This is a genomic window from Streptomyces sp. AC1-42W (genome assembly GCF_003248355.1).
GTDB lineage: Bacteria > Actinomycetota > Actinomycetes > Streptomycetales > Streptomycetaceae > Streptomyces.
On record NZ_QKWY01000002.1, the window covers coordinates 2,577,514 to 2,596,782 of the forward strand.

20 protein-coding genes are annotated in these 19,269 nt (G+C 73.3%); 6 read left to right on the top strand and 14 right to left on the bottom strand.

Going from position 1 to position 19,269, the window contains the following annotated elements; all coding sequences use genetic code 11:
- Nucleotides 1-24 precede the first annotated feature (24 nt).
- A complete protein-coding gene (locus DNK56_RS29490; protein WP_111338824.1) occupies nucleotides 25-990 on the bottom strand; it encodes a DUF4349 domain-containing protein in 966 nt (321 codons plus the stop codon).
- Between the two features lie 126 nt (nucleotides 991-1,116).
- On the opposite strand from DNK56_RS29490, the gene hemG reads away from it, so the two are divergent.
- Both hemG and hemQ read left to right on the top strand, forming a co-directional pair.
- Nucleotides 1,117-2,613, top strand: a complete 1,497-nt coding sequence (gene hemG, locus DNK56_RS29495; protein WP_111338825.1) for a protoporphyrinogen oxidase — start codon at nucleotides 1,117-1,119, stop codon at nucleotides 2,611-2,613.
- 4 nt (nucleotides 2,614-2,617) lie between these two features.
- Nucleotides 2,618-3,352 (top strand): hydrogen peroxide-dependent heme synthase, encoded by a 735-nt coding sequence (gene hemQ / locus DNK56_RS29500; protein WP_111338826.1) that lies wholly within the window; start codon nucleotides 2,618-2,620, stop codon nucleotides 3,350-3,352.
- Between the two features lie 144 nt (nucleotides 3,353-3,496).
- On the opposite strand, the gene DNK56_RS29505 is transcribed toward hemQ, so the two are convergent.
- The 4 genes from DNK56_RS29505 to DNK56_RS29520 form a co-directional block, all read right to left on the bottom strand.
- Complete coding sequence (locus DNK56_RS29505) at nucleotides 3,497-4,261, bottom strand: TIGR04222 domain-containing membrane protein (RefSeq protein WP_111338827.1); 765 nt, start codon at nucleotides 4,259-4,261, stop codon at nucleotides 3,497-3,499.
- 64 nt (nucleotides 4,262-4,325) lie between these two features.
- Nucleotides 4,326-5,336 carry a TIGR04222 domain-containing membrane protein gene (locus DNK56_RS29510; RefSeq protein WP_199563582.1) on the bottom strand — a complete coding sequence of 337 codons (1,011 nt, stop codon included), beginning with the start codon at nucleotides 5,334-5,336 and terminating at the stop codon, nucleotides 4,326-4,328.
- Between the two features lie 5 nt (nucleotides 5,337-5,341).
- A complete protein-coding gene (locus tag DNK56_RS29515) occupies nucleotides 5,342-6,661 on the bottom strand; it encodes a DUF692 domain-containing protein (protein ID WP_111339662.1) in 1,320 nt (439 codons plus the stop codon).
- Between the two features lie 146 nt (nucleotides 6,662-6,807).
- Entirely contained in the window at nucleotides 6,808-7,500 is a 693-nt protein-coding gene (locus DNK56_RS29520) for a peptidyl-tRNA hydrolase (RefSeq protein WP_111338829.1), read from the bottom strand.
- 71 nt (nucleotides 7,501-7,571) lie between these two features.
- Between DNK56_RS29520 and DNK56_RS29525 the strand changes: the two genes are divergently transcribed.
- The 4 genes from DNK56_RS29525 to DNK56_RS29540 all read left to right on the top strand — a co-directional run bounded on the left by DNK56_RS29525 (nucleotide 7,572) and on the right by DNK56_RS29540 (nucleotide 10,076).
- Nucleotides 7,572-8,249 (top strand): AIM24 family protein, encoded by a 678-nt coding sequence (locus DNK56_RS29525; RefSeq protein ID WP_111338830.1) that lies wholly within the window; start codon nucleotides 7,572-7,574, stop codon nucleotides 8,247-8,249.
- A gap of 65 nt (nucleotides 8,250-8,314) precedes the next feature.
- Complete coding sequence (locus DNK56_RS29530) at nucleotides 8,315-9,181, top strand: ATP-binding cassette domain-containing protein (protein ID WP_111338831.1); 867 nt, start codon at nucleotides 8,315-8,317, stop codon at nucleotides 9,179-9,181.
- On the top strand, nucleotides 9,178-9,849 hold the full coding sequence (locus DNK56_RS29535) for an ABC transporter (protein ID WP_111338832.1): 672 nt from the start codon (nucleotides 9,178-9,180) through the stop codon (nucleotides 9,847-9,849). Before DNK56_RS29530 ends, DNK56_RS29535 begins: the two co-directional genes overlap by 4 nt.
- A gap of 14 nt (nucleotides 9,850-9,863) precedes the next feature.
- Nucleotides 9,864-10,076: a hypothetical protein gene (locus tag DNK56_RS29540; protein ID WP_111338833.1), complete on the top strand. Its 213-nt coding sequence runs from the start codon at nucleotides 9,864-9,866 to the stop codon at nucleotides 10,074-10,076.
- Nucleotides 10,077-10,088: 12 nt separating this feature from the next.
- On the opposite strand, the gene DNK56_RS29545 is transcribed toward DNK56_RS29540, so the two are convergent.
- The 9 genes from DNK56_RS29545 to DNK56_RS29585 form a co-directional block, all read right to left on the bottom strand.
- Nucleotides 10,089-10,922: a polysaccharide deacetylase family protein gene (locus tag DNK56_RS29545; RefSeq protein ID WP_199563581.1), complete on the bottom strand. Its 834-nt coding sequence runs from the start codon at nucleotides 10,920-10,922 to the stop codon at nucleotides 10,089-10,091.
- A gap of 67 nt (nucleotides 10,923-10,989) precedes the next feature.
- A complete protein-coding gene (locus tag DNK56_RS29550) occupies nucleotides 10,990-12,429 on the bottom strand; it encodes a DUF6177 family protein (RefSeq protein WP_111338834.1) in 1,440 nt (479 codons plus the stop codon).
- Nucleotides 12,426-13,112 (bottom strand): pentapeptide repeat-containing protein, encoded by a 687-nt coding sequence (locus tag DNK56_RS29555; protein WP_111338835.1) that lies wholly within the window; start codon nucleotides 13,110-13,112, stop codon nucleotides 12,426-12,428. Before DNK56_RS29555 ends, DNK56_RS29550 begins: the two co-directional genes overlap by 4 nt.
- Nucleotides 13,109-13,798: a hypothetical protein gene (locus DNK56_RS29560; RefSeq protein ID WP_111338836.1), complete on the bottom strand. Its 690-nt coding sequence runs from the start codon at nucleotides 13,796-13,798 to the stop codon at nucleotides 13,109-13,111. The genes DNK56_RS29555 and DNK56_RS29560 overlap by 4 nt, the downstream gene beginning before the upstream one ends.
- 78 nt (nucleotides 13,799-13,876) lie before the next feature.
- Complete coding sequence (locus tag DNK56_RS29565; protein WP_241990124.1) at nucleotides 13,877-14,524, bottom strand: pentapeptide repeat-containing protein; 648 nt, start codon at nucleotides 14,522-14,524, stop codon at nucleotides 13,877-13,879.
- Nucleotides 14,525-14,576: 52 nt separating this feature from the next.
- A complete protein-coding gene (locus DNK56_RS29570) occupies nucleotides 14,577-15,239 on the bottom strand; it encodes a pentapeptide repeat-containing protein (protein WP_111338837.1) in 663 nt (220 codons plus the stop codon).
- Nucleotides 15,220-17,361 (bottom strand): hypothetical protein, encoded by a 2,142-nt coding sequence (locus DNK56_RS29575; protein ID WP_241990125.1) that lies wholly within the window; start codon nucleotides 17,359-17,361, stop codon nucleotides 15,220-15,222. Before DNK56_RS29575 ends, DNK56_RS29570 begins: the two co-directional genes overlap by 20 nt.
- Nucleotides 17,358-17,747, bottom strand: a complete 390-nt coding sequence (locus DNK56_RS29580; RefSeq protein ID WP_111338838.1) for a DUF6507 family protein — start codon at nucleotides 17,745-17,747, stop codon at nucleotides 17,358-17,360. The genes DNK56_RS29575 and DNK56_RS29580 overlap by 4 nt, the downstream gene beginning before the upstream one ends.
- A 122-nt stretch (nucleotides 17,748-17,869) precedes the next feature.
- Nucleotides 17,870-19,246, bottom strand: a complete 1,377-nt coding sequence (locus DNK56_RS29585) for an alkaline phosphatase PhoX (RefSeq protein ID WP_111338839.1) — start codon at nucleotides 19,244-19,246, stop codon at nucleotides 17,870-17,872.
- Nucleotides 19,247-19,269: the final 23 nt, after the last annotated feature.

Here is a 19,269-nt window from a genome sequence, read left to right on the forward strand (position 1 = left end):
GCGCACCCCGCCCCGGCGGCGTACTCAGCCCTCCCCGGCCGGTCCGCGCCGCCGGCTCGCCCGGCGGCGCGGCAGCAGCCGCCACAGCACCGCCAGGACGGCCGCCGCGGCCAGGAACGGCGCCGCCGCGCCCACGGCCATCGCCAGCCGGCGCAGCACCGTCACGAAGGCGTGCCAGCCCCCGGCGACGGCGTCGGAGAAGCCGGGGTCGTCGTCGGCGGCGGTCGCGGCCCCCGGTTCCGGCTCCACCAGGTCCAGCGTGACGGTCGCCAGCGTCGTACGGTCCTTGAGGGACGCCTGCTGGGCGAGCAGCGACTCCAGGGCCGCCTGACGGCTGCTCAGCTCCCCTTCCAGGGTGACCACGTCGGCCAGCTTGTCGGCCCGGTCCATCAGCTCGCGCACCCGCGCCACACTGGCCCGCTGGGTGGCGATCCGGCTGTCGATGTCCACGACCTGGTCGGTGACGTCCTTCGCCGCCGAGGTACGGGAGACGAGCTTCCCCGTACCGGACAGCTCCCGCAGCACCTCGTCGTACGCGTCCTGCGGGACGCGCAGCACGAGATGAGAGGAGTCCCGCGTGCCGTCGATCCGCTCGGTGGTCTCCTTCTCGACGAGCCCGCCCGCGTCCTGCGCCGCCGTACGGGCCCGCGCGGCCGCCTTCGCGGCGTCCTTCACCTCCACGGAGAGGGAGGTGGTGCGGATGACGTGGACCGCGGCCGGTTTCGGGGTCTTCCCCGGCTCCTTCCGCTGCGCCTCGGCCGCCGCCGGGGCCCCGGCCCCGCCGCCCTTCGCGGCCCCGGAGTCCGCCTTCTCCTGCCGGGCCGCCGAGTAGCCCCGGTCGGCGCCGCCGGCCGCGTCGTCACCGGACGCGCCGCAGCCGCTCAGCGCGAGCACGGCCGCCAGCAGCGCGACGGCCGGAACGGTGCGCGACGCGCGGAGGGTCCGGCCGCGCGCGCCCGGACCGGTGCGGACGAAGGGTGCTCCCTGCATAACTGTCCCCCCTGGACGGGTGATCGATGTCGGGGATGGGACGTGCGAAGGGCGCCGCAGGACCCGGTGAACCGGTTTCGAACCGGTCACGGTCGGGACTCGGAACCGGTTTGAGAGAGTGGGACCATGCAGTCATCCACGCACTCCGCGGACCCGGCCCCCCGCCATGTCGTCGTCATCGGCGGCGGGATCGCCGGGCTCGCCGCCGCCCACCGGCTCGTCGGCGCAGGGCTGAGGGTCACCGTCCTGGAGGCGACCGACCGGCTCGGCGGCAAGCTCATGACCGGCGACGTCGCGGGCGTCCGGGTCGATCTGGGCGCCGAGTCGATGCTCGCCCGCCGCCCCGAGGCGGTCGCCCTGGCCCGCGCCGCGGGCCTCGGAGACCGCCTCCAGCCGCCCGCCACCGCCACCGCGGCGCTGTGGACCCGCGACGAGCTGCGCCCCATGCCCACCGGCCATGTGATGGGCGTGCCCGGCGACCCGTCCGTCCTGGGCGACGTCCTGTCGCCCGAGGGCCTGGCCCGTATCGCCGAGGACCGCGAACTGCCCGCACCGGTCATCGGCGACGACGTCGCCGTGGGCGCGTACGTCGCGGACCGGCTGGGCCGCGAGGTGGTGGACCGGCTGGTGGAGCCGCTGCTCGGCGGGGTGTACGCGGGCGACGCCTACCGGATCTCGATGCGCGCCGCCGTACCGCAGCTCTTCGAGGCGGCCCGGCAGGGCGGCCCGCTGCTCGACGGGGTCACCCGGCTCCAGGAACAGGCCGCCGCGCGGCAGCGGACCGGGCCCGTCTTCCAGGGCATCGAGGGCGGTGTCGGCACCCTGCCGGGCGCCGTCGCCGACGCCGTACGCGCCGGGGGCGGCGAGATCCTCACCGGGACCCCGGTGCTGGGCCTCACCCGTACCGCCACCGGCTGGGACGTCCGCACCGACAAGCGGGCCATCGTCGCAGAGGGCGTCGTCATCGCCGTGCCGGCCCGGGCCGCCGCCACCCTGCTCGCCGCCGAGTCCCCGGACGCGTCGGCCGAACTCGCGGGCGTCGAGTACGCGTCGATGGCCCTGATCACCATGGCGTTCCGGCGCTCCGACGTGACCGGGGCGGCCTTCGCCGGGCGCTCCGGCTTCCTGGTGCCGCCGGTCGACGGACACACCATCAAGGCCGCCACCTTCTCCACCCACAAGTGGCGGTGGGTCGCCGACGCGGCCCCCGACCTGTTCGTCCTGCGGACCTCCGTCGGCCGGTACGGCGAGGAGGAGCACCTGAACCGCGAGGACGGCGAACTGGCCGCCCTGGCCCTGCGCGACCTCGCCGCGGCCACCGGGCTCACCGCCCGGCCCGTCGACACCGCGGTCACCCGGTGGACCGGCGGACTCCCGCAGTACCCGGTGGGCCACCTCGGCCGGGTCGCCCGTATCCGCGACGCGGTCGCGAAGCTGCCCGCGCTCCGGGTGTGCGGGGCCGTGTACGACGGGGTCGGCATCCCCGCCTGCGTGGCGAGCGCCCACCGCGCGGCGGACGAGATCGCCGGGGACCTCGGCGGGGACCTCGGCGGGGACCTCGGCGGGGAGATCATCGCCACGCCGACCCTGGTTCAGGGCACTCGGAGCGAGGCGGGACAATAGCCGTATGAGTGCTCCCGAGACTGAGACATCAAGCAAGGTTCCGAACGCCGGCAAGAAGGCCAAGGACCTCAACGAGGTCATCCGCTACACGCTGTGGTCCGTCTTCAAGCTGCGCGACGTCCTGCCCGCCGACACCGACCGCGCCGCCGTCGCCGGCGAGGTCCAGGAGCTGTTCGACCAGCTCGCGGCCAAGGACATCACCATTCGCGGCACGTACGACGTCTCGGGCCTGCGCGCCGACGCCGACCTGCTGATCTGGTGGCACGCGGAGACCGCCGACGAGCTGCAGGAGGCGTACAACCTCTTCCGCCGCACCCGGCTCGGCCGGCACCTGGAGCCGGTCTGGTCGAACATGGCCCTGCACCGCCCCGCCGAGTTCAACAAGTCGCACATCCCGGCGTTCCTCGCCGACGAGACGCCGCGCAACTACGTCAGCGTGTACCCCTTCGTGCGCTCGTACGACTGGTACCTGCTGGCCGACGAGGACCGCCGACGTATGCTCGCCGACCACGGCAAGATGGCGCGCGGCTACCCCGACGTGCGCGCCAACACCGTCGCCTCGTTCGCCCTCGGCGACTACGAGTGGCTGCTGGCCTTCGAGGCGGACGAACTGCACCGCATCGTCGACCTGATGCGTCACCTGCGGGGCGCCGAGGCGCGGCTGCACGTCCGCGAGGAGGTCCCCTTCTTCACCGGCCGGCGCAAGTCGGTCGCGGACCTGGTGGCCGGGCTCGCGTAGCGAGCGGGCTCCCGACCACCCCAACCCGGAAGATCAGACGGCGGCTCCCCGGCGCGGCACCCCGCGCCTTCCCGCCGGTCCAGCGACACCGGGTTCGGCTCAGCGGTGCGGCGCGCGCACGTCCTGCGCGCGCCGCACCGTTCGTCATCCGGCGGTACGCCGTACGCGTCCGTCCGCCCGGCCCGTCAGGGCCGCCCGCAGCGCGGGGTCGTCCACCGCGTCCACCCCGCACACCGCGACCGTCACCAGCGTGTCGCCCGTCGCGCCGTCCCCCGGCACCGCGCACGCCTCCAGCAGCCGCTGACCGGCCGGGGAGGCCCAGGAACCGTACGGGTGCGCCTCCAGCCGGGCTATCGCCAGGCATCCCAGGGCCATCGCCAGCGGCGGCGCGAACCACAGCAGCGTCGCCGTGTCCGGGCCGCCGGAGACCAGCACGGCCAGTCCGCCCAGCACGGCCACCAGCAGCGCCGCCCCGCGCACCGTACGCACCGCCGAGGCCATGTCGGCCCCGCGCGGAACGGCCAGACCGGCGGCGACGAGCCGGTCCGCCACGGCCCGCACCGCGTCCGCCGCCGCGGCCGACGCCCGCACCGGCCCTATCGGTGACTGGCCCTCCGGCCCTATGGCCCGGATCACCGTACGCTCCACCTCGTCCCGGCCCTCCGGATCGACGACCGTCGCCCAACCGGTGTGCGCGAGCAGCAGCCGTCGCCGCAGATGCATGGAGACGAGCGCCAGATCGGCGACCCGGCGCGGACCGCCCGACAGGAACGCCGCCTCGTAGAGAGTGAGCTGCCGGCCGCTCTCCCGGAGCCCGTCGCCCTCCCGCCGCGCGCCGGCCAGACAGAGCCGGACACAGGACAGTCCCGCCGTACCCCAGGCGACCAGCAGCAACAGAATCGGCACCATGTTCGAGTTCTATGCGAGCCCGGACCGCGGCGCCATAGTCTGTCCAACAGATGGACGGGCCATTTCAGGAACTGCTCCCACAGCTCGACCCGCCGCCGCAGCTGGAGCCCCCGCCGCAACTGGACCCGCCCCCACAGCCGGAGCCTCCACCGCAGCTCGACCCGCCGCCGGAACCGCCCCCGCAGCCCGACCCGCCGCCGCCCGTGCCGTCGCTGCCCGACGAGCTGCCGCAGCCGCCGCCGGGGCCCGCCCCCGCGCACCACACCGCCGGCGCGAGCAGCAGGGCCGAGCAGTCGGAGGAACCGTGCGGCCCGTGCGCGGACCCGATGGGCCGGGTGCGGGCCGCCGTGATCAGGTGCGTCCGCAGCGCCGGGTCCGCGACGGCCTGCGGCCCGCGGACCGCCACCAGGAACGCCGGGTCCGTCCGGTGGGCGTGGGCGGCCGCGAACTCCGCCGCCGCCCGGCGCCCGGCCCGGGTGATCCGGGACCGGGCCACCGCCGCGCACGCCAGCCCGCACACGATGCCGCCGAAGACCGCCGGGAACACCAGCACGGTGAAGGGGAGCGTCAAGGCGGACCCCTCCTCGTCCGCCATGAACCGGCTCATGGCCACCCCGAAGGCGACCGGGACGGCCAGGAAGCACACCAGCGCCTGCACGATGCCCAGCGTCCGCCATCTGGCATGGTCGCCGGGCGCGGCGAGCAGCCCGCGCGCGGCCAGCCCGTCACCCGTCTCCTGCACGGCCGGATGCCGCATCACGGCGGACCGCAGTGCGGGCAGCGCCCCGCTCGGCGCGCCCGCCGCCTCCTGGAGCACCGCCCGTTCCACCGGATCGTGCGCGGTGGCCCGGAGTACGGCGACGATGCCGGGCCCGCCGATGTCCAGCCGGCCGTCCGCCCGCATGGCGGTGAGCGCCGTGTCCACGACCCGGCCGGGCCCGCCGTTCAGGAACGCCGCCTCGTACAGGTCGTGGACCGGGCCGCCCGTTCCCCGGCGGGACCGGGCCAGGCCGGTGATCAGCAGGGCGGAGGAGACGAGGACCGCCAGGCACATGAGCAGCGGGAAAGCGTCCATCCCGGTCACCGCCCCACCAGCGCGGAGCGGGCGGCGCGGGCCAGCCGGACGGCCCGCCCCGGCGGCCGCGGCGCGGCCCGGTCCCGCCACCAGCGGGTCAGCCGGCGCCGCGCGGCCTCGTCCTGCGGACGGCCCGCGAGGAGCAGCCGCTCCGCGAAGTCCAGCGCGTCGCGCCGGTACCCGCCCGTCATGGGCCGCCCCCCGGCGTACGCGAGGAACGCCTCCCGGTAGCCGCGCCCCAGGATCTCCGGCAGCTCCGGCGCCACCTTCGCCACGACGTCGGCCCGCTTGGCGGCCAGCGCCCGGCTCTGCACCCGCAGCCGCTTCGGATCGAACCCGGCCGGCGCGGGCGTCCCGGCGACCAGGGCGGACAGCAGGGCCGTCTGCGCGAGCGCGACGCCGTCGCGCACCGCCTCGGGAACGGGAGCGGCAGCGGGTACGGGGACGGCTACGGGGACGGGCGCGCCGGCCGGGGCGTCGGTCCCCGCGTCCGGCCGTCCCGGCCCGCCCTTGTCCAGCGTCGCCCGGATCGCGTCCAGTTCGCGCGCCAGCTCCTCCGCCGGCGGGAACGCGTCGTCGCGCTCCAGCAGCACGCCCGGCGGGTCCACCCGCGACCGCAGCTCCGCGAGGACGTCGAGCACCGGGGCGGTCACCGGGTGGGCGTGTGTGTCGTGCCAGACGCCGTCCTTCTCGACCCCGCCCGCCACATGCACGTACGCGATGGCCTCCACCGGGAGTTCGTCCAGCGCGGTCGCCGGGTCCTCGCCCCGGTTCACCCGGTTCGTGTGCAGGTTGGCCACGTCGATCGGCAGCCGCACCCCGGTGCGCTCGACCAGCTCCGCCAGGAACTGCCCCTCCGTCAGCTCCTCGCCCGGCCAGGAGATCAGCGCCGCGATGTTCTCCAGCGCCAGCGGCACCGGCAGCGAATCCTGTGCGACGCGCACGTTCTCGCAGAGCACGTCCAGCGCCGCGCGGGTACGCGGCACGGGCAGCAGATGCCCCGCCTCCAGCGCCGGGGACCCGGTGCGCGCCCCGCCCGCCCGTACGAACGCGATGTGCTCGGTCACCAGCGGCGCGTCCAGCAGGGCGACCCGGTCGGCGAGGTCCGCCAGCCGGCCGGGGTCGGGGCGGTCGGCCCCGCCCAAACCCAGCGAGACCCCGTGCGGGATCACCGTGACCCCGCGCTCCCGCAGCCGCACCAGCGAGTCCGGCAGATGCCCGGCGCAGAGGTTCTCCGCGACCGCCTCCACCCAGTCGATCCCCGGCAGCGCCTCCACCTCACCGGCGATCTCCGGCCGCCAGCCGATTCCGACACCCAGCCTCAACCCGTCCCCCATGCCATCCCCCCTGTGTTCCCCCGGCTCTGTGCAAGGGTGATGGCCCCGGCGCACGGCGGTGAACCCGGTACGGCCGACGTTCAGAGCAACATTTGAGGTTGGCCCGCCCCCCCGGCAAAGCCTCTCCGCCCCGCTCAGCGGCGGCCGCGCAGCGCCGGATGGTCGGCGACCACCGTGCACGAACCCGGCGCGATCTCCGTGAAGCCCGCGTCCCGGACGACCGGCAGCCCGCTCACCGTCAGCTCCCGCCACCGCTCCGGCTCCGCCGTGGCCACCGAGAGCGGGAACCCCGCCTCGCGCCACGCCTTGCGCTCGGTCTCCGACAGCTCCCACCAGGCGAGCTGTGCCCCGTGGCCCACCTGCGCCATCTCCTTGCCGGCCGACATGCCGAGGTCCGGGTTGAGCCACAGCACGGGGCCGGCGGGGTCGGGCGCGGCCGGGGGCTCCGGATCGTCCAGGTCGGTCCCGGAGACCTGGAGCTTGGCCAGCTCCTTCGGCCAGCCGTCCAGGGGCACCGGCGGGAACACCCGCACCTCGGCCGCCTCGCCCGTCACCGCGATCCCCGGCAGGGCGGACGCCTTGCGCCACTCCGCGCCGCGCGCCCGGCGGACCACCTTGCGGATACGGGCGTCCTGCCAGTCCCGTATCGCCTCCGCCCACTCGCCCTCGCCCACCGAACGCTCGTCGGAGAGCATCACCAGGACCGCGCGGGCCGCCGTGCGCAGGGCATCGGTGCGGGCCGGCGGCGCGGTCTTCTCGATCCGCACCACCAGCGGTAGCACGTACTGCGGTGCCTCGTCCCGGTCTGTCGTGTCGTCGCTGCTCACCCGACCAGTCTGCCAGCCGCCCCGGACGGCGTTGTTGGCGGAATGGGTGCCTCCGGGCGAGGATGCCGCCCATGAAGAGCGATCTCTTTTCCAGTGAGCACATGGTGGAGCAGGCGACCGCCCCCGGTATGACGCTGCAGAACGCCAAGTCCATCAAGTACGCGGTCAACGGCGAGATGCACGCCCGCCAGGGATCGATGGTCGCCTTCCGCGGCGACCTCCGGTTCGAGCACAAGAGCCAGGGCATAGGCGGCCTGCTCAAGCGCGCCGTCACCGGCGAGGGCCTGCCGCTGATGGCCGTACGCGGCCTGGGCGAGGCGTGGTTCGCGCACGAGGCCGCCAACTGCTTCATCGTGGAGCTGGAGCAGGGCGACGCCCTCACCATCAACGGCCGCAACGTCCTGTGCTTCGACGCGACGCTCGCGTACGAGATCAAGGTCGTCAAGGGCGCGGGCATGACCGGCGGCGGTCTCTTCAACAGCGTGTTCACCGGCCACGGCAAGCTGGGGCTGATGTGCGACGGATATCCCATCGTCATCCCCGTCACGCCGCAGCAGCCGGTCTTCGTCGACACGGACGCCGTCGTCGGCTGGAGCGCCCAGCTGCAGACCTCGCTGCACCGCTCGCAGAGCGTCGGCTCGATGATCCGGGGCGGCTCGGGCGAGGCCGTGCAACTGCGCCTCGACGGGCACGGTTTCGTCGTCGTGCGGCCCAGTGAGCTGAAGCCCGAGAAGGCGTCGTCCCACTGAGCACCGGCCCGGAGGCCCTGCGGCTGCGGGGGGTCGGCCGGCGGTACGGCCTCGCCGGGCCGTGGGTGCTGCGCGGTATCGACCTCGCCCTGCCCGCCAACGCGCTCGTCCGCGTCGAGGGCGCCAACGGCACCGGCAAGTCGACCCTGTTGCGGCTGCTGGCCGGGATCGACGCCCCCTCCGAGGGCCGGATCACCGGCCACCGGCCGCGTACCGCGTACGTCCCCGAGCGGTTCCCGGCCGCCCTGCCCTTCACGGCGGCCGGGTACCTCGTCCACCTCGGCCGCGTCCACGGCCTGCGACGGCGCGAGGCGGCGGACCGCGCGGACCACTGGCTGACCCGCTTCGGCGCGACCGCCCACGCCCGCACCCCGCTCGCCGAACTCTCCAAGGGCACCAGCCAGAAGGTCGCCGTGGCCCAGGCGCTCCTCGCCGAGCCGGAGCTGCTGGTGCTGGACGAGGCGTGGACGGGCCTCGACACCGAGGCGCGCGCCGAACTGGACCGGGCCGCGGGGGAGCGGGTGGCGGCCGGGGCGACGGTCGTGTTCGTGGACCACGATCCGCGCCGCCTGGCGGACACGGTCGACGCGGCGTACCGCGTGGAGGGCACGGGCCTGACGGCCGTACGGACCCCGGCGCGGGCCGCGGACCCCGGCCGGCGCGTACGCGTCGAGGCGACGGCCCCGCCCGGCACCCCGCTCCCGGACGCGCTGCCCGGCGCGCCCGCGTACACCCCGGCCGGCGCCGGGACGGCCCGTCTCACCGTCCCGGCGGCGCACTCCGACGCCCTGCTCGCGGCGCTGCTGACCGCCCGGCCGCCGTGGCACATCGACCGCGTGACGCCCCTGCCGGCGACCGGGACGGCGGGCGGCGACGCCACCCGTACGCTCCCCGGCGAGGCCCCCGCCCACCACCGGGACGGCACCCCATGACCGCCCTCGTCCGCTACCAGACCGCCCTGCTCGTCCGGTCCCAGCGCTGGCTGGCGCCCGTGCTGCTGTACGCGGCGTTCCTCGCCGTGGGCGTCCGCTCCGGGCAGCCCGTCCTGGACTCGCTCGGCTACGCCGCCGCCGGGATGCTGCCGGTCACCGCCTGGCTGGTGCGGATCTGCGTGACGCAGGAGCCGCCCGCCGCCCGCACCGTCGTCGCGGCGGCGGTCGGCGGACGGCCGCGGGTCCATCTGGCGGCGCTGCTCACCGCGCTGGGATGTGCCGGGGCGCTCGGGGCGGTCGCCACCGCCGTGGTGCTGGCGATCAGCGATTGGGCGAGCACCGACCACCTGGTGCGGGTGCCCCCGGGGCCCGCCGGGGCGGCCGGGCTCCTCGCCACCGCCTGCTGTGTGCTGCTGGGCGCGGCGGTGGGCGCGTTGTGCGGCCGGCCGCTGCTGCACGGACGCGGCTGGTCGCTCGCCGCGACGGCGCTCGCCGCGCTGCTGGCGCTGGTCACCGCGGGTTCGCCCGCGCGGTACGCGGTGACGGGCCTGGTCACCGGCTCGCTGACCGGCGCCGTCCACGTACCCGTGCTCCCGTTCCTCGCCGCGGCGGCCGTGGCGACCGCGGCGCTCGCCCTCGCCTGCCGGCTCACCTCGGTACGCGGCTGAGTAGGCTCGTACGTATGAGTGAGGACAGGAACGAGCGGACGGAAGCGGAATCCGGGGCCTACTGCGAGACGGGCTCGCCCGAGACCCCGGAGCGGGCCGACGGGCCGCCGTACGCGGAGTGCGTGCTGTGCCGGAAGCCCACGGAGTACGCCGAGTCGGTCAAGGGGATCACGCTGTGCCCGGTCTGCGAGTGGCAGGAGGCCCAGCGCTCGGCGTGTTCCGGCTGACGGGGCCCCGCCTCATCCGGCCATCAGCTCGGACACCCTGACGAAGCGGTAGCCGCGCTTCCGCAGCTCCGGCACGATCTGGCGCACCGCGTCGGCGGTGGCCGGGGCCGCGCTGCGGGTGCAGTGCAGGACGACCAGCGAACCGGACCGCACCCCGTCCAGCACCTGCGCGGCGACGGCGTCCGCGTCCGTCGCGAAGGCGTCGCCGCCGACCACGTCCCACTGCACGGCGGTCACCTTCTCCGGCCCGAGGGCGCGCAGTGTGTCGTCGTCGTAGCAGCCGCCGGGGAAGCGGAAGTACGGCACCACATTGCGGGCGCCGGTCCGGCGGATCGCCGTGAAGGCCCGCCGCACCTCGTCGCGCACGGCGCCCTCGTCCACGGTCGGCAGCCCGTAGCAGGGTGTGGTGAACGCGTAGTGGCTGTAGGAGTGGTTGCCGATCTCGAACAGCGGATCGGTGCCGATGGAGCGGGCCTCGGCGGGGTACTCCTCGGCCCACCGCCCGGTCATGAACACCGTGGCGGGCACCTTCAGCCGGCGCAGCAGGTCGATGAGTTCCGGATTGTCGAAGCGTTCACCGGCCGCCGCGCGCGGGCCCTCGTCGGCGGTCATGTCGGCGTCGAAGGTGAGCGCGACGACCTTCGCCGCGTGCTGCGGCCCGCGCTCGAAGACGGGCGTCACCCCGCCGGGCCCGGGCGCCATGACGGGCGCCTGCCGCTCGGCGGACGCCTGCCGCTCGGCGGATGCCGAGGGCGCGGGCGAGGCGGGCGGCCGTTCGACGGCCGTACGGGGCTCGGCCCGGCCGCAGCCGACGAGCACCACACCCAGGACCCCCAAAGCTGCCATTTTATGCGCATATCGGATCACTTCCGGAAGCTAACCGATCAACCGGCAGTGATACGGCGCTGGCGCGCTAGCTGGTCGGTGCCCCACGCAGATGGCGCATGAGCTGTTCGAAGGCCGCCCAGCTCTCGGCGCTCCCGCCGTCGCCGAGCGGGTAGTAGTACCCCGGCCGCCCGCCCGGCCCGAGCCGCACCGGAGCCTCCGCGAGCGGGGTCCGGGCGGCGGTGTCGGCGCCCACCTCCCGCACCTCGTCGGAGCCGAGCGCGAAGGCGCACGGAAGCGGCGGCCGCTCGAAGCGGGGCGGGGCGTGCAGATCGCGGCGGCCCTCACCGAGCCGGCACAGCATCGTCCGCAGCCCGTGCCGGTTCACCAGCTCGTCGGCGAGCCCCGGCAGCGCGTCCAGCGCCGGGCTCTCGCCGGCGCCGTGGCCGACGACGAGCGTGATGTCCTCCTCGACCCCCTCCTGGGTACGGCTCACCCGCAGGGTGGCCACGGCGGGCCGGTCCGGGCTGCCCACGGCCACCAGCCAGGTCGGCCGGGGCGCACGCTCGTACGCGAGGGCGGTGAGCCGGCGCCGCGACCAGGTGAGACCGGCGGGCTCCGACGTCCCCCAGCCGGCCGGCGGGGCGCCGGTCAGCGCGGTCCAGGCGGTCTCCAGGGCGCCGCCGAGGACGAGGTCGGCGGTGGGGCGGTGCGTGGTCCGCAACGACACGACGAGCTGCCGCTCGGCGGTGGGCCCGGCCTCGGTGAACGCCTCGGCGACCGGGGTCCGCCCGTCCGCGTCCCGGTCCGGGGCGAAGGCGTCGTCCTGCCAGCGGAGCACGGCGCCGGTGAGCCCGTCGTAGTAGCCGCACCGCTCGTCCCGGACGACCCAGCGGGCGTCGGTGGACTGGAGCAGCAGCCGGGTCGGCAGCGAGAGCAGACAGTGCGGCGGGGTGACGATCTGGAGCGAGCGGTCGCTCTCCGCGGCGGCCCGGAACGCCTCCGCCAGCCAGCTCGTCATGGGGACGACCGGCCGGTCCTGGAGGACGACGGCCGCCTTGTCGGTGAGCATGTCCACAGCCGGCTGCGCGGCGGCGGGTGCGGGCACGGCCGTGACGCCCGCGAGGATGTCCGAGACGTCCACGGGCCGGGCCGCGCCGGTGGTGCCGGGGGCGTCGGCGGGCCAGACCGTGCCGCCCAGCAGCATGGTCAGCCGCGCGGCGAAGGCCCCGGCGAGCGCGTCGGCCCGCGCCACCCCGGCGGCGGCCCGCGCCTCGACCCACCACCAGGGCCCGTCCCCCTCCGGCGCGGCGTCGGCCCCGAGCAGCCGGGCGGCCTCACCGGGCACCTGGATCAGCAACGGCACCTCCACGGACACGAGCGGCCGCCCCTCGTCGTCGCACAACTGCACGACGGCCCCCTCCCCGGCGGACCCCACCCGCAACTCGGGCCCCCCGGCGAGCAACCCGGCGAGCACGCTCATCGAGTCGGGCATGCGCCGGGTGAGAGCGACGACGTCCTGGGTCATACGGGGCCCTTCCCCTCGATGTGTACCTGCCGCGCCGGCCCCCGCGGCGGGATCACCTGAACCTCGGCACCGCGCGCACCGAGCCATGCTTCCAGGTCCGCGCCGCCCACTTCGCGTGCGGAGTCTCCCTCGACGACCGTGATCGGCCCGAAGACGGTTCCGGTCAGGCCGCGCACAACGGTGTTGTCGTCGACGATCACCTTGAAGGTGTTATGGGTCAGAACCGCATCGGTCAGGTCCGCCCCTCTCAGGTCGAAACGGAACAGCGACGCACCCATGATGCGCGCCCCGCGAAAGCTCGCTTGCGACGCATCGACGCCGTGCAGCGATGAGTTGACCATGTCGGCCCCGTCGAGCCGGGCGGACCGGAGTACGGCCCCGTCGAGCTGCGCCCGGACGAGGTCGGCGCCGGACAGATCCGCCCCGGTCAGGTCCGCCCCGCTGAGGTCCGCACGGTAGAAACTCGCCGACGCGAGGTCCACGCCCGCCAGCACCGCGTCGATGAGCCATGCGCTGGAGAAGTCACCGTTCGCGAGACGGGCACCCCGGAAGTCGTGCTCGATGCCGTAGAGGCTGTAGCTCGTGTCTTCGAGCCATTCCCTCAACTGCCGCGCTGCCGCCGGGTCGGCGGGGAACGCGGCCGGCTGCCACGGAACCGGCTCGGTGAGGGGCGTGTCCGTCACCGCGAGCCCTCCAACGCCTCGCGGACTTCCGCCCGTACGCGCTCGTCGCCGACCGCCGTGAGGTACTCGCCGAACCCCCGGATCTCCGGCCACCCGGCCCGGTGGACGATCGTGACGGCGTGCTCCAGCGTGCGGGACGAGGCGCTGACCCGGAGCACGCTCATGGCCGGCTCGACCGCCAGGGGCCCGTCGACCGGGGCGACGGCGCAGGCCAGGTCCACCAGTTGCGTGGCCAGGTCGAACCGCTGCTTCTCACCGGCGGCCAGGGCGCGCACACCACGGCCGATGGTTTCCTCGATCTCACCCAGCGTGGCCCTGATCGTCGCGTTGTCGATCAGCTCGCCGAGCCGGTCCTCGAAGTACTGCGTGTCGGCGAGCCGCACGAGCGCGCGGAACGCCTCTACGCGCAGCGCCGCCGTGCCCTTCTCCTCGACCTCGTAGTGGCTCGCGTCCACGGCCACCGCCAACTGCGAGAACGTGCTGTCCACGGAGAACTTCCGGTCGATCGAGCAGTCGTACCACGGGGTGCCCTCCGGGTCACCGGCCGCCCGGATCACCGCGTTGAACCCGGCCGCCTCACCCTCTTCCGTCAGATCCCGGCACGCCAGAAAGCGATCCATGGCCGCTGCGCCGGGATCGTTCATGACACGAGTGAGCCCGGCGACGCGGTCGCGTTCCTGATCCATCGACCCTCTTCCTTGGATGACTGACCCGGGGGCATCGGCTGTAGCTCGTATCGCCGAGCCATTCCCGTATGCGGCCACCTACCGCGACGGTCGGCGGGGCGGGATCACCTGAACCTCTCCGCCGCGCGCGGCGATCCACGCTTCCAGTTCCGCGCCGCCCACCTCGCGTGCGGAGTCTCCCTCGACGACGGTGATCGGCCCGAAGACGGTGCCGCGCAGGCCGCGTACGACCGTGGTGTCATCGATCTTGATTTCGAAGAAGTTGTCCCTGACGACGGCCTCGGACAAGTCGGCTCCCCTCATGTCGGTAGCGAGCAGCACCGCGCCGATGAACTGTGTCCCGCGGAAACTGGCCCCCCTCGCATCGGCGCCGCACAACGAAGCTCCGACCAGGTCCGCACCGTCGAAGACCGCCGACCGCAGGATGGCCTTGTCCAGGTTGGCCTTCACCATGTCCGCGTCGGTGAGGTCCGCGCGGGTCAGATCTGCCGACTGGAGGTCGGCCCGGTAGAAGGAAGCGCCGACAAGCGGCACGTCCACCAGGACGGCGTCGGTGAACCAGCAACTGGAGAAATTTCCGCCGCTCAGGTTCGCGCCTCGGAAGCTCTGCCCCATGCCGTTGAGGTTGTGACCGGGGTCGGCGAGCCATTCCCGCAGTCGGCGTGCCGCTGCCGGATCGGCAGGGGGCGCAGTGGGCTTCCAGCCCTCGGGCGCATCGGCGGACACGATCGCCCCTCCGGGCCGGAAGCCCTTGAACTCCGATTTCAGACGGGCGTGTTCAGCCAAGGTGGGCCGGCCGCATCTGACCTCGTGGCGGGATGACCTGAACCTGCCCGCCGCGTGCGTTGATCCACGCCTCCAGGTCCGCGCCGCCCAGTTCGAGGGAGGAGTCTCCGCTGTCCACTGTGATCGGCCCGAAGACGGTGCCGGTCAGGCCGCGAACCACGGTGGAGTCGTCGACCGTTACCTGAAAGACGTTGTCCGAGAGGACTGCGTCGGTGAGGTCCGCTCCCCGCATATCGACGTCGAACAGTGACGCAGCCATGATCCGGGCCCTACGAAAGCTTGCTCGCGATGCGTTGACGTCGTGCAGCGATGCCTTGACCATATCGGCGCCGTCAAGCCTCGCCGAGCAGAGCACAGCTTCGTTGAGGTTCGCCCTGACGAGATCAGCACCAGTGAGATCTGCACCGGTGAGGTTGGCTGACTGGAGGTCGGCGCGATAGAAACTCGCTCCCCTGAGTCGTACGCCCGCCAGGTTGGCCTGAGTGAACCATGCCTGTGTGAAGTCACCCCCCGAAAGATCGGCTCCCCGAAAATCGCGCTCGAATCCAAACAGGCTGTACCCATCCTCGGCGAGCCATTCCTGCAACTGGTGTGTTGCCTCAGGGTCGGCAGGAAAAGTGGTCGGTTTCCAGGTTTTAGGGGTACCAGATGACATCGTCTTCCCAACCGTGATCTTTGACTATTCCCTTGATGCTGTCGATCGCCGCTTGATTCGCGTTCCGAACGTCGAGTATGACTATGCGCCTATGCCCGATAATCTGTTCGGTAAGGTTTCTGATCCAGGTTTTTGTGTGCTTGGCCGGATTGTATGCGCCGAAGAACGGGCCGGCGAGCAGGTCCGGATTCCGCATGGTGTTGAAGGGAGGCCAGAATGAATGGATGCCCTTGATGTCGTAGTACTTACCTGTGGTTGCGGAATAGAACTCACCCTTGTCCGCGCCTGACGGGCGCCGGATGTCCGCCGGAAGGCGGCCCTGCTCCCGCAGGTCGAGTCCTACACGTGCTTCGTCCATAGAGGACTTGGTAATTTTTCCCATGTGATCCGGGTCGTACCGCAAGTGGTCAAAGTCTTCCGGAAAGCGCTTCTCCACCTCTTCGAGATGACCCCAGTGCCCGGCCCGTTCTTCCGGTGTCAACTCGGGCAGCGGTTCGTTCGGGCGGTCACCGCCGCCGTGCGGGCCTTCGGCCGGGCCGTCGTTGCCCGAGCCGTCGCCGTTGCCCGAGCCGTTGCCGTTGCCGTTGCCCTCGCCGTGGCCGCCGCCACCGCCGCCGCCCGGCGTGTTGGCGTCGGAGCCTCCGCCGCCTCCGCCGCCGGTACCCGTACCGGGCTCGCCCCCGCCCGACCCCGTCGGATGCTCCGTCACATGGCCGGCGCCGGTCGACGGGGGCGTGTGGTGCGTCGTGCCGCCGCTCGACGCGGGGGGCGGGTTCGTGGAGTTCTCCGCGTGGCTCGGGCCGCCCGCGCCCTCCAGGATCTTCTCCTCGTCCGGGAGTTCGTTCTTGTGCGGCTCGCGGACCGGCTCGGTGTCCGGTACGGGGTTGCCGTGCTCGTCGCGGATGATCGCGTCGTCGCCGATGACGCGCGGGTTGCCCTGCTCGTCCACGTATCTGACGCCGTTGTCGGTCGTCCGGGCCATGTCGTCGACGCTCGCGCTGCCCGCCTTCAGGCTCTCCAGCAGGTCGCCGACCTTGATCTTGGTGACGCCCGCCGCCTTGCCCAGCCAGGTCATCGGGTCGACCAGCACCCCGGCCCTGCCCGCCACCGCCGCCGCGTCGGCGACCGCGCCCACCTTGCCGGCCCTGCCCAGCTTGAGCAGGGTGCCGGAACCGAGGGTCACCACGTTGAACAGCACCGTGCCGAAGGCGCGCGACGGATCGGTGCCCCACTCGTCCCAGGCGACCAGCGACTTGCCGAAGTTGCGCAGGGCCGCCTTCTGCCGGTCGCTGTCGCTGTGGTCGGTCGGGCCGAACATCTGGTCCATCGCCCAGTCGTACGGCGTCATGATGTACGCGCTGACCCCGCCGAAGACGTCACCGATGCCCGACCACGTCTTCTTGAAGTTGTCCCAGTCGAAGACGTTGACCATGCTGCCGAGGCCCTTGATCGTGCCCCAGACCCCGTCGACGAAGAACCCCTTCAGCGCACCGCCGACGTTGTCCTTCGTCCACTCCCACGCGGCCCGCAGCCCCGTGTACTCGCGCTCGTCCACCGTGCCCCACGGTGTCTCGCTCGCGTCCTTGACGTCGTCGGCCCTGAAGCCGTACATGCCCGCCTTGTGCGAGCCGTCGTCCACGACGAAACGCGTACCGCCCACCAGCGCCGTGATCTTGTTGGCCGCGTCACGCTCGGCGCCCTGGAAGGCCACCCACGTCGTGCCGACCTCGTGGACCAGGCGCTCGTTCTCGTCGATCTTGTCCTGGTCCTGCTGCCAGTCGTCGTCGTCCTTGTTCTCCGCGACGAACTTCGCCGCGTCCTCGCGGAGCCGGTTCATCCGGGCCACCAGCGGACGCGCCGCCGTCGCGAAGCCCGAGAGCGCCCCGCTCACCGTCTCCAGCTTGTCCGCGAACGCGTCCGCCTTGTCCCGTACCGGGATCGTGGAGTCGAGCAACTCCTCCTGCTCCGGCGCGTCATAGACCGGATCGAGCTCCTGGAAGGCGTCGTGGACATCCTTGCCCGTGGTCCGGATGGCACCCGCCGTCGTCTTCAGCGCGGCCGCGTGCGTCTCCAGGGTCGCCAGATTGCCGGTGAAGGTCGGTATCTTCCCCAGGTCGATCACTTCGTGAGGCCCCTGCCCTTCAGCTCCTGCGGCGTCGGCGCCTTGGAGTAGAGCTCCTGCTTGTTCTTCGCCATCTCCAGATCGCCCTTGAGGTACTCCTCAGTGGCCAGCCGCGCCCCGGTCATGGACTTCGCCGTCCGGACGGGCAGGAACTTCAGATCGTCGAGCGTGCCCTCCTGGAACTCCTGCAACGCCTGGGCCACCGGCCCGAACGCGCCCCCCTCGGGGATCGCGGTGCCGCCCAGCACCAGCGTGCCCGCCGAAGACGCGGACCCCACCAGGTCGTTGTTGTAGGACGTGAACTCCTTCTCGAACTCCCCGCCCACCTTGGCGGTCTTCATCAGAACCCGACGAACCCCGGCCGGGTCGATGTCCCACTTGGTCACGGTGCCCCCCGTCAAGAATCGTTTCCCCCCGCCATCCTGCACCGGCCCACCCGGAAGGATCAAACCCCCGTGTTGCCGACTGCAAAGGAACGGCGGGGCGCGCCCTCGCCCCCGTCAGGCCGTCAGCGCCACGGGCCCGTCACGGCGAACGTGGTACCGGGCGTATACACGTTCACATACATCGTTCCGTAGTCCGGTGCGAATGTGACGCCCGCGAACTCGCCCCACTCCGGGGCCTCCTCGGTGCCGATGTTCTGCCGGCCGCGGGCCATCGCGTACACCTCGCCGTGCCGGGTCAGTCCGAACACGTGCTGGGCGCCGCCGCCGTCCTCACAGACCATCAGGCCGCCGTCCGGGGCCAGGGTGATGTTGTCGGGGGACTCGCCGGGCAGTTGGAGGTCGGTGCCCGGCCCGAAGACGACGACCAGCGTCAGCCGCCGGCGCGCCGGGTCGTACCGCCACACCTGCCCGTAGTGGTCCGCCGCCGAACCCTCGTCGCGGTGCGCGAAGCTGGAGACGAAGTACACGCACGAGCCGCCCCAGTAGCAGCCCTCCAACTTCTGCGCGTGGGTGATGCCGCCGCGGCCGAAGTCCTGGAAGCGGATGGGCGTTTCGGCGGCCTGCGGGTCCGGTACGGGAACCCACTCGATGCCCTCGAACACCCTCCCGGTCTCCTGGACGGCCGACAGGTCGGGCACCCCCGGCACCCGCATCGCCTCCAGCCGGCCGCCCGCCCGCAGCGACCCCGTACCGCCCAGCGGCCTCCTCGGCAGGAAGCGGTAGAAGAGGCCGAACGGCTTCTCGAACGCGTCCTCCGTCTCGTACACCGTCCCGTCGCTCGGGTCGATCGCGACGGCCTCGTGCTGGAAGCGGCCCATCGCGGTCAGCGGTACGGCGCCGGTGCGGCGCGGATCGGCGCCGTCCACCTCGAAGATGTAGCCGTGGTCCTTGGTGTAGCCGTTGGTGCCCGCCCGGTCCTCGGTCTCCTCGCAGGTCAGCCAGGTGTTCCACGGGGTGCGCCCGCCCGCGCAGTTGACCGCGGTACCGGCGATGGCGACGCGCTCGGACAGCACCCGGCCGCGGCCGTCCAGCTCCAGCGCCGTACACCCGCCCTTGCCCATCGGGTCGTACGTGAGCCCCGGCACGGTCGGTACGGGGATCGCGGCGTCCACCCGGTTCTCGTGGTTGCGCACCAGCCGGACCCGCCCGCCGCGGCCGGCGAACGCCGCCATGCCGTCGCAGTGGCTGGGCACCCGGCCCTCGCCGGAGCGGAGCGCATCGCCCTCACGGGACAGCACCCGGTAGCGGAATCCTTTCGGCAGGTCGAGCAGGCCGTCCGGGTCCGGAACGAGCGGGCCGTAGCCGCCGTGCCCGCGCGCGGTGGAACTGCCCGCGAACAGCTCGGTGAACGCCCCGGTGAAGGCGATGGAGACCGCGGCGGCACCGCTTGCGGCCAGGACGTTCCGCCGGTTCACGAGGGGGCGGGGTGCGGCTGACATGGGCGACTCCCTGCTGGGGACGG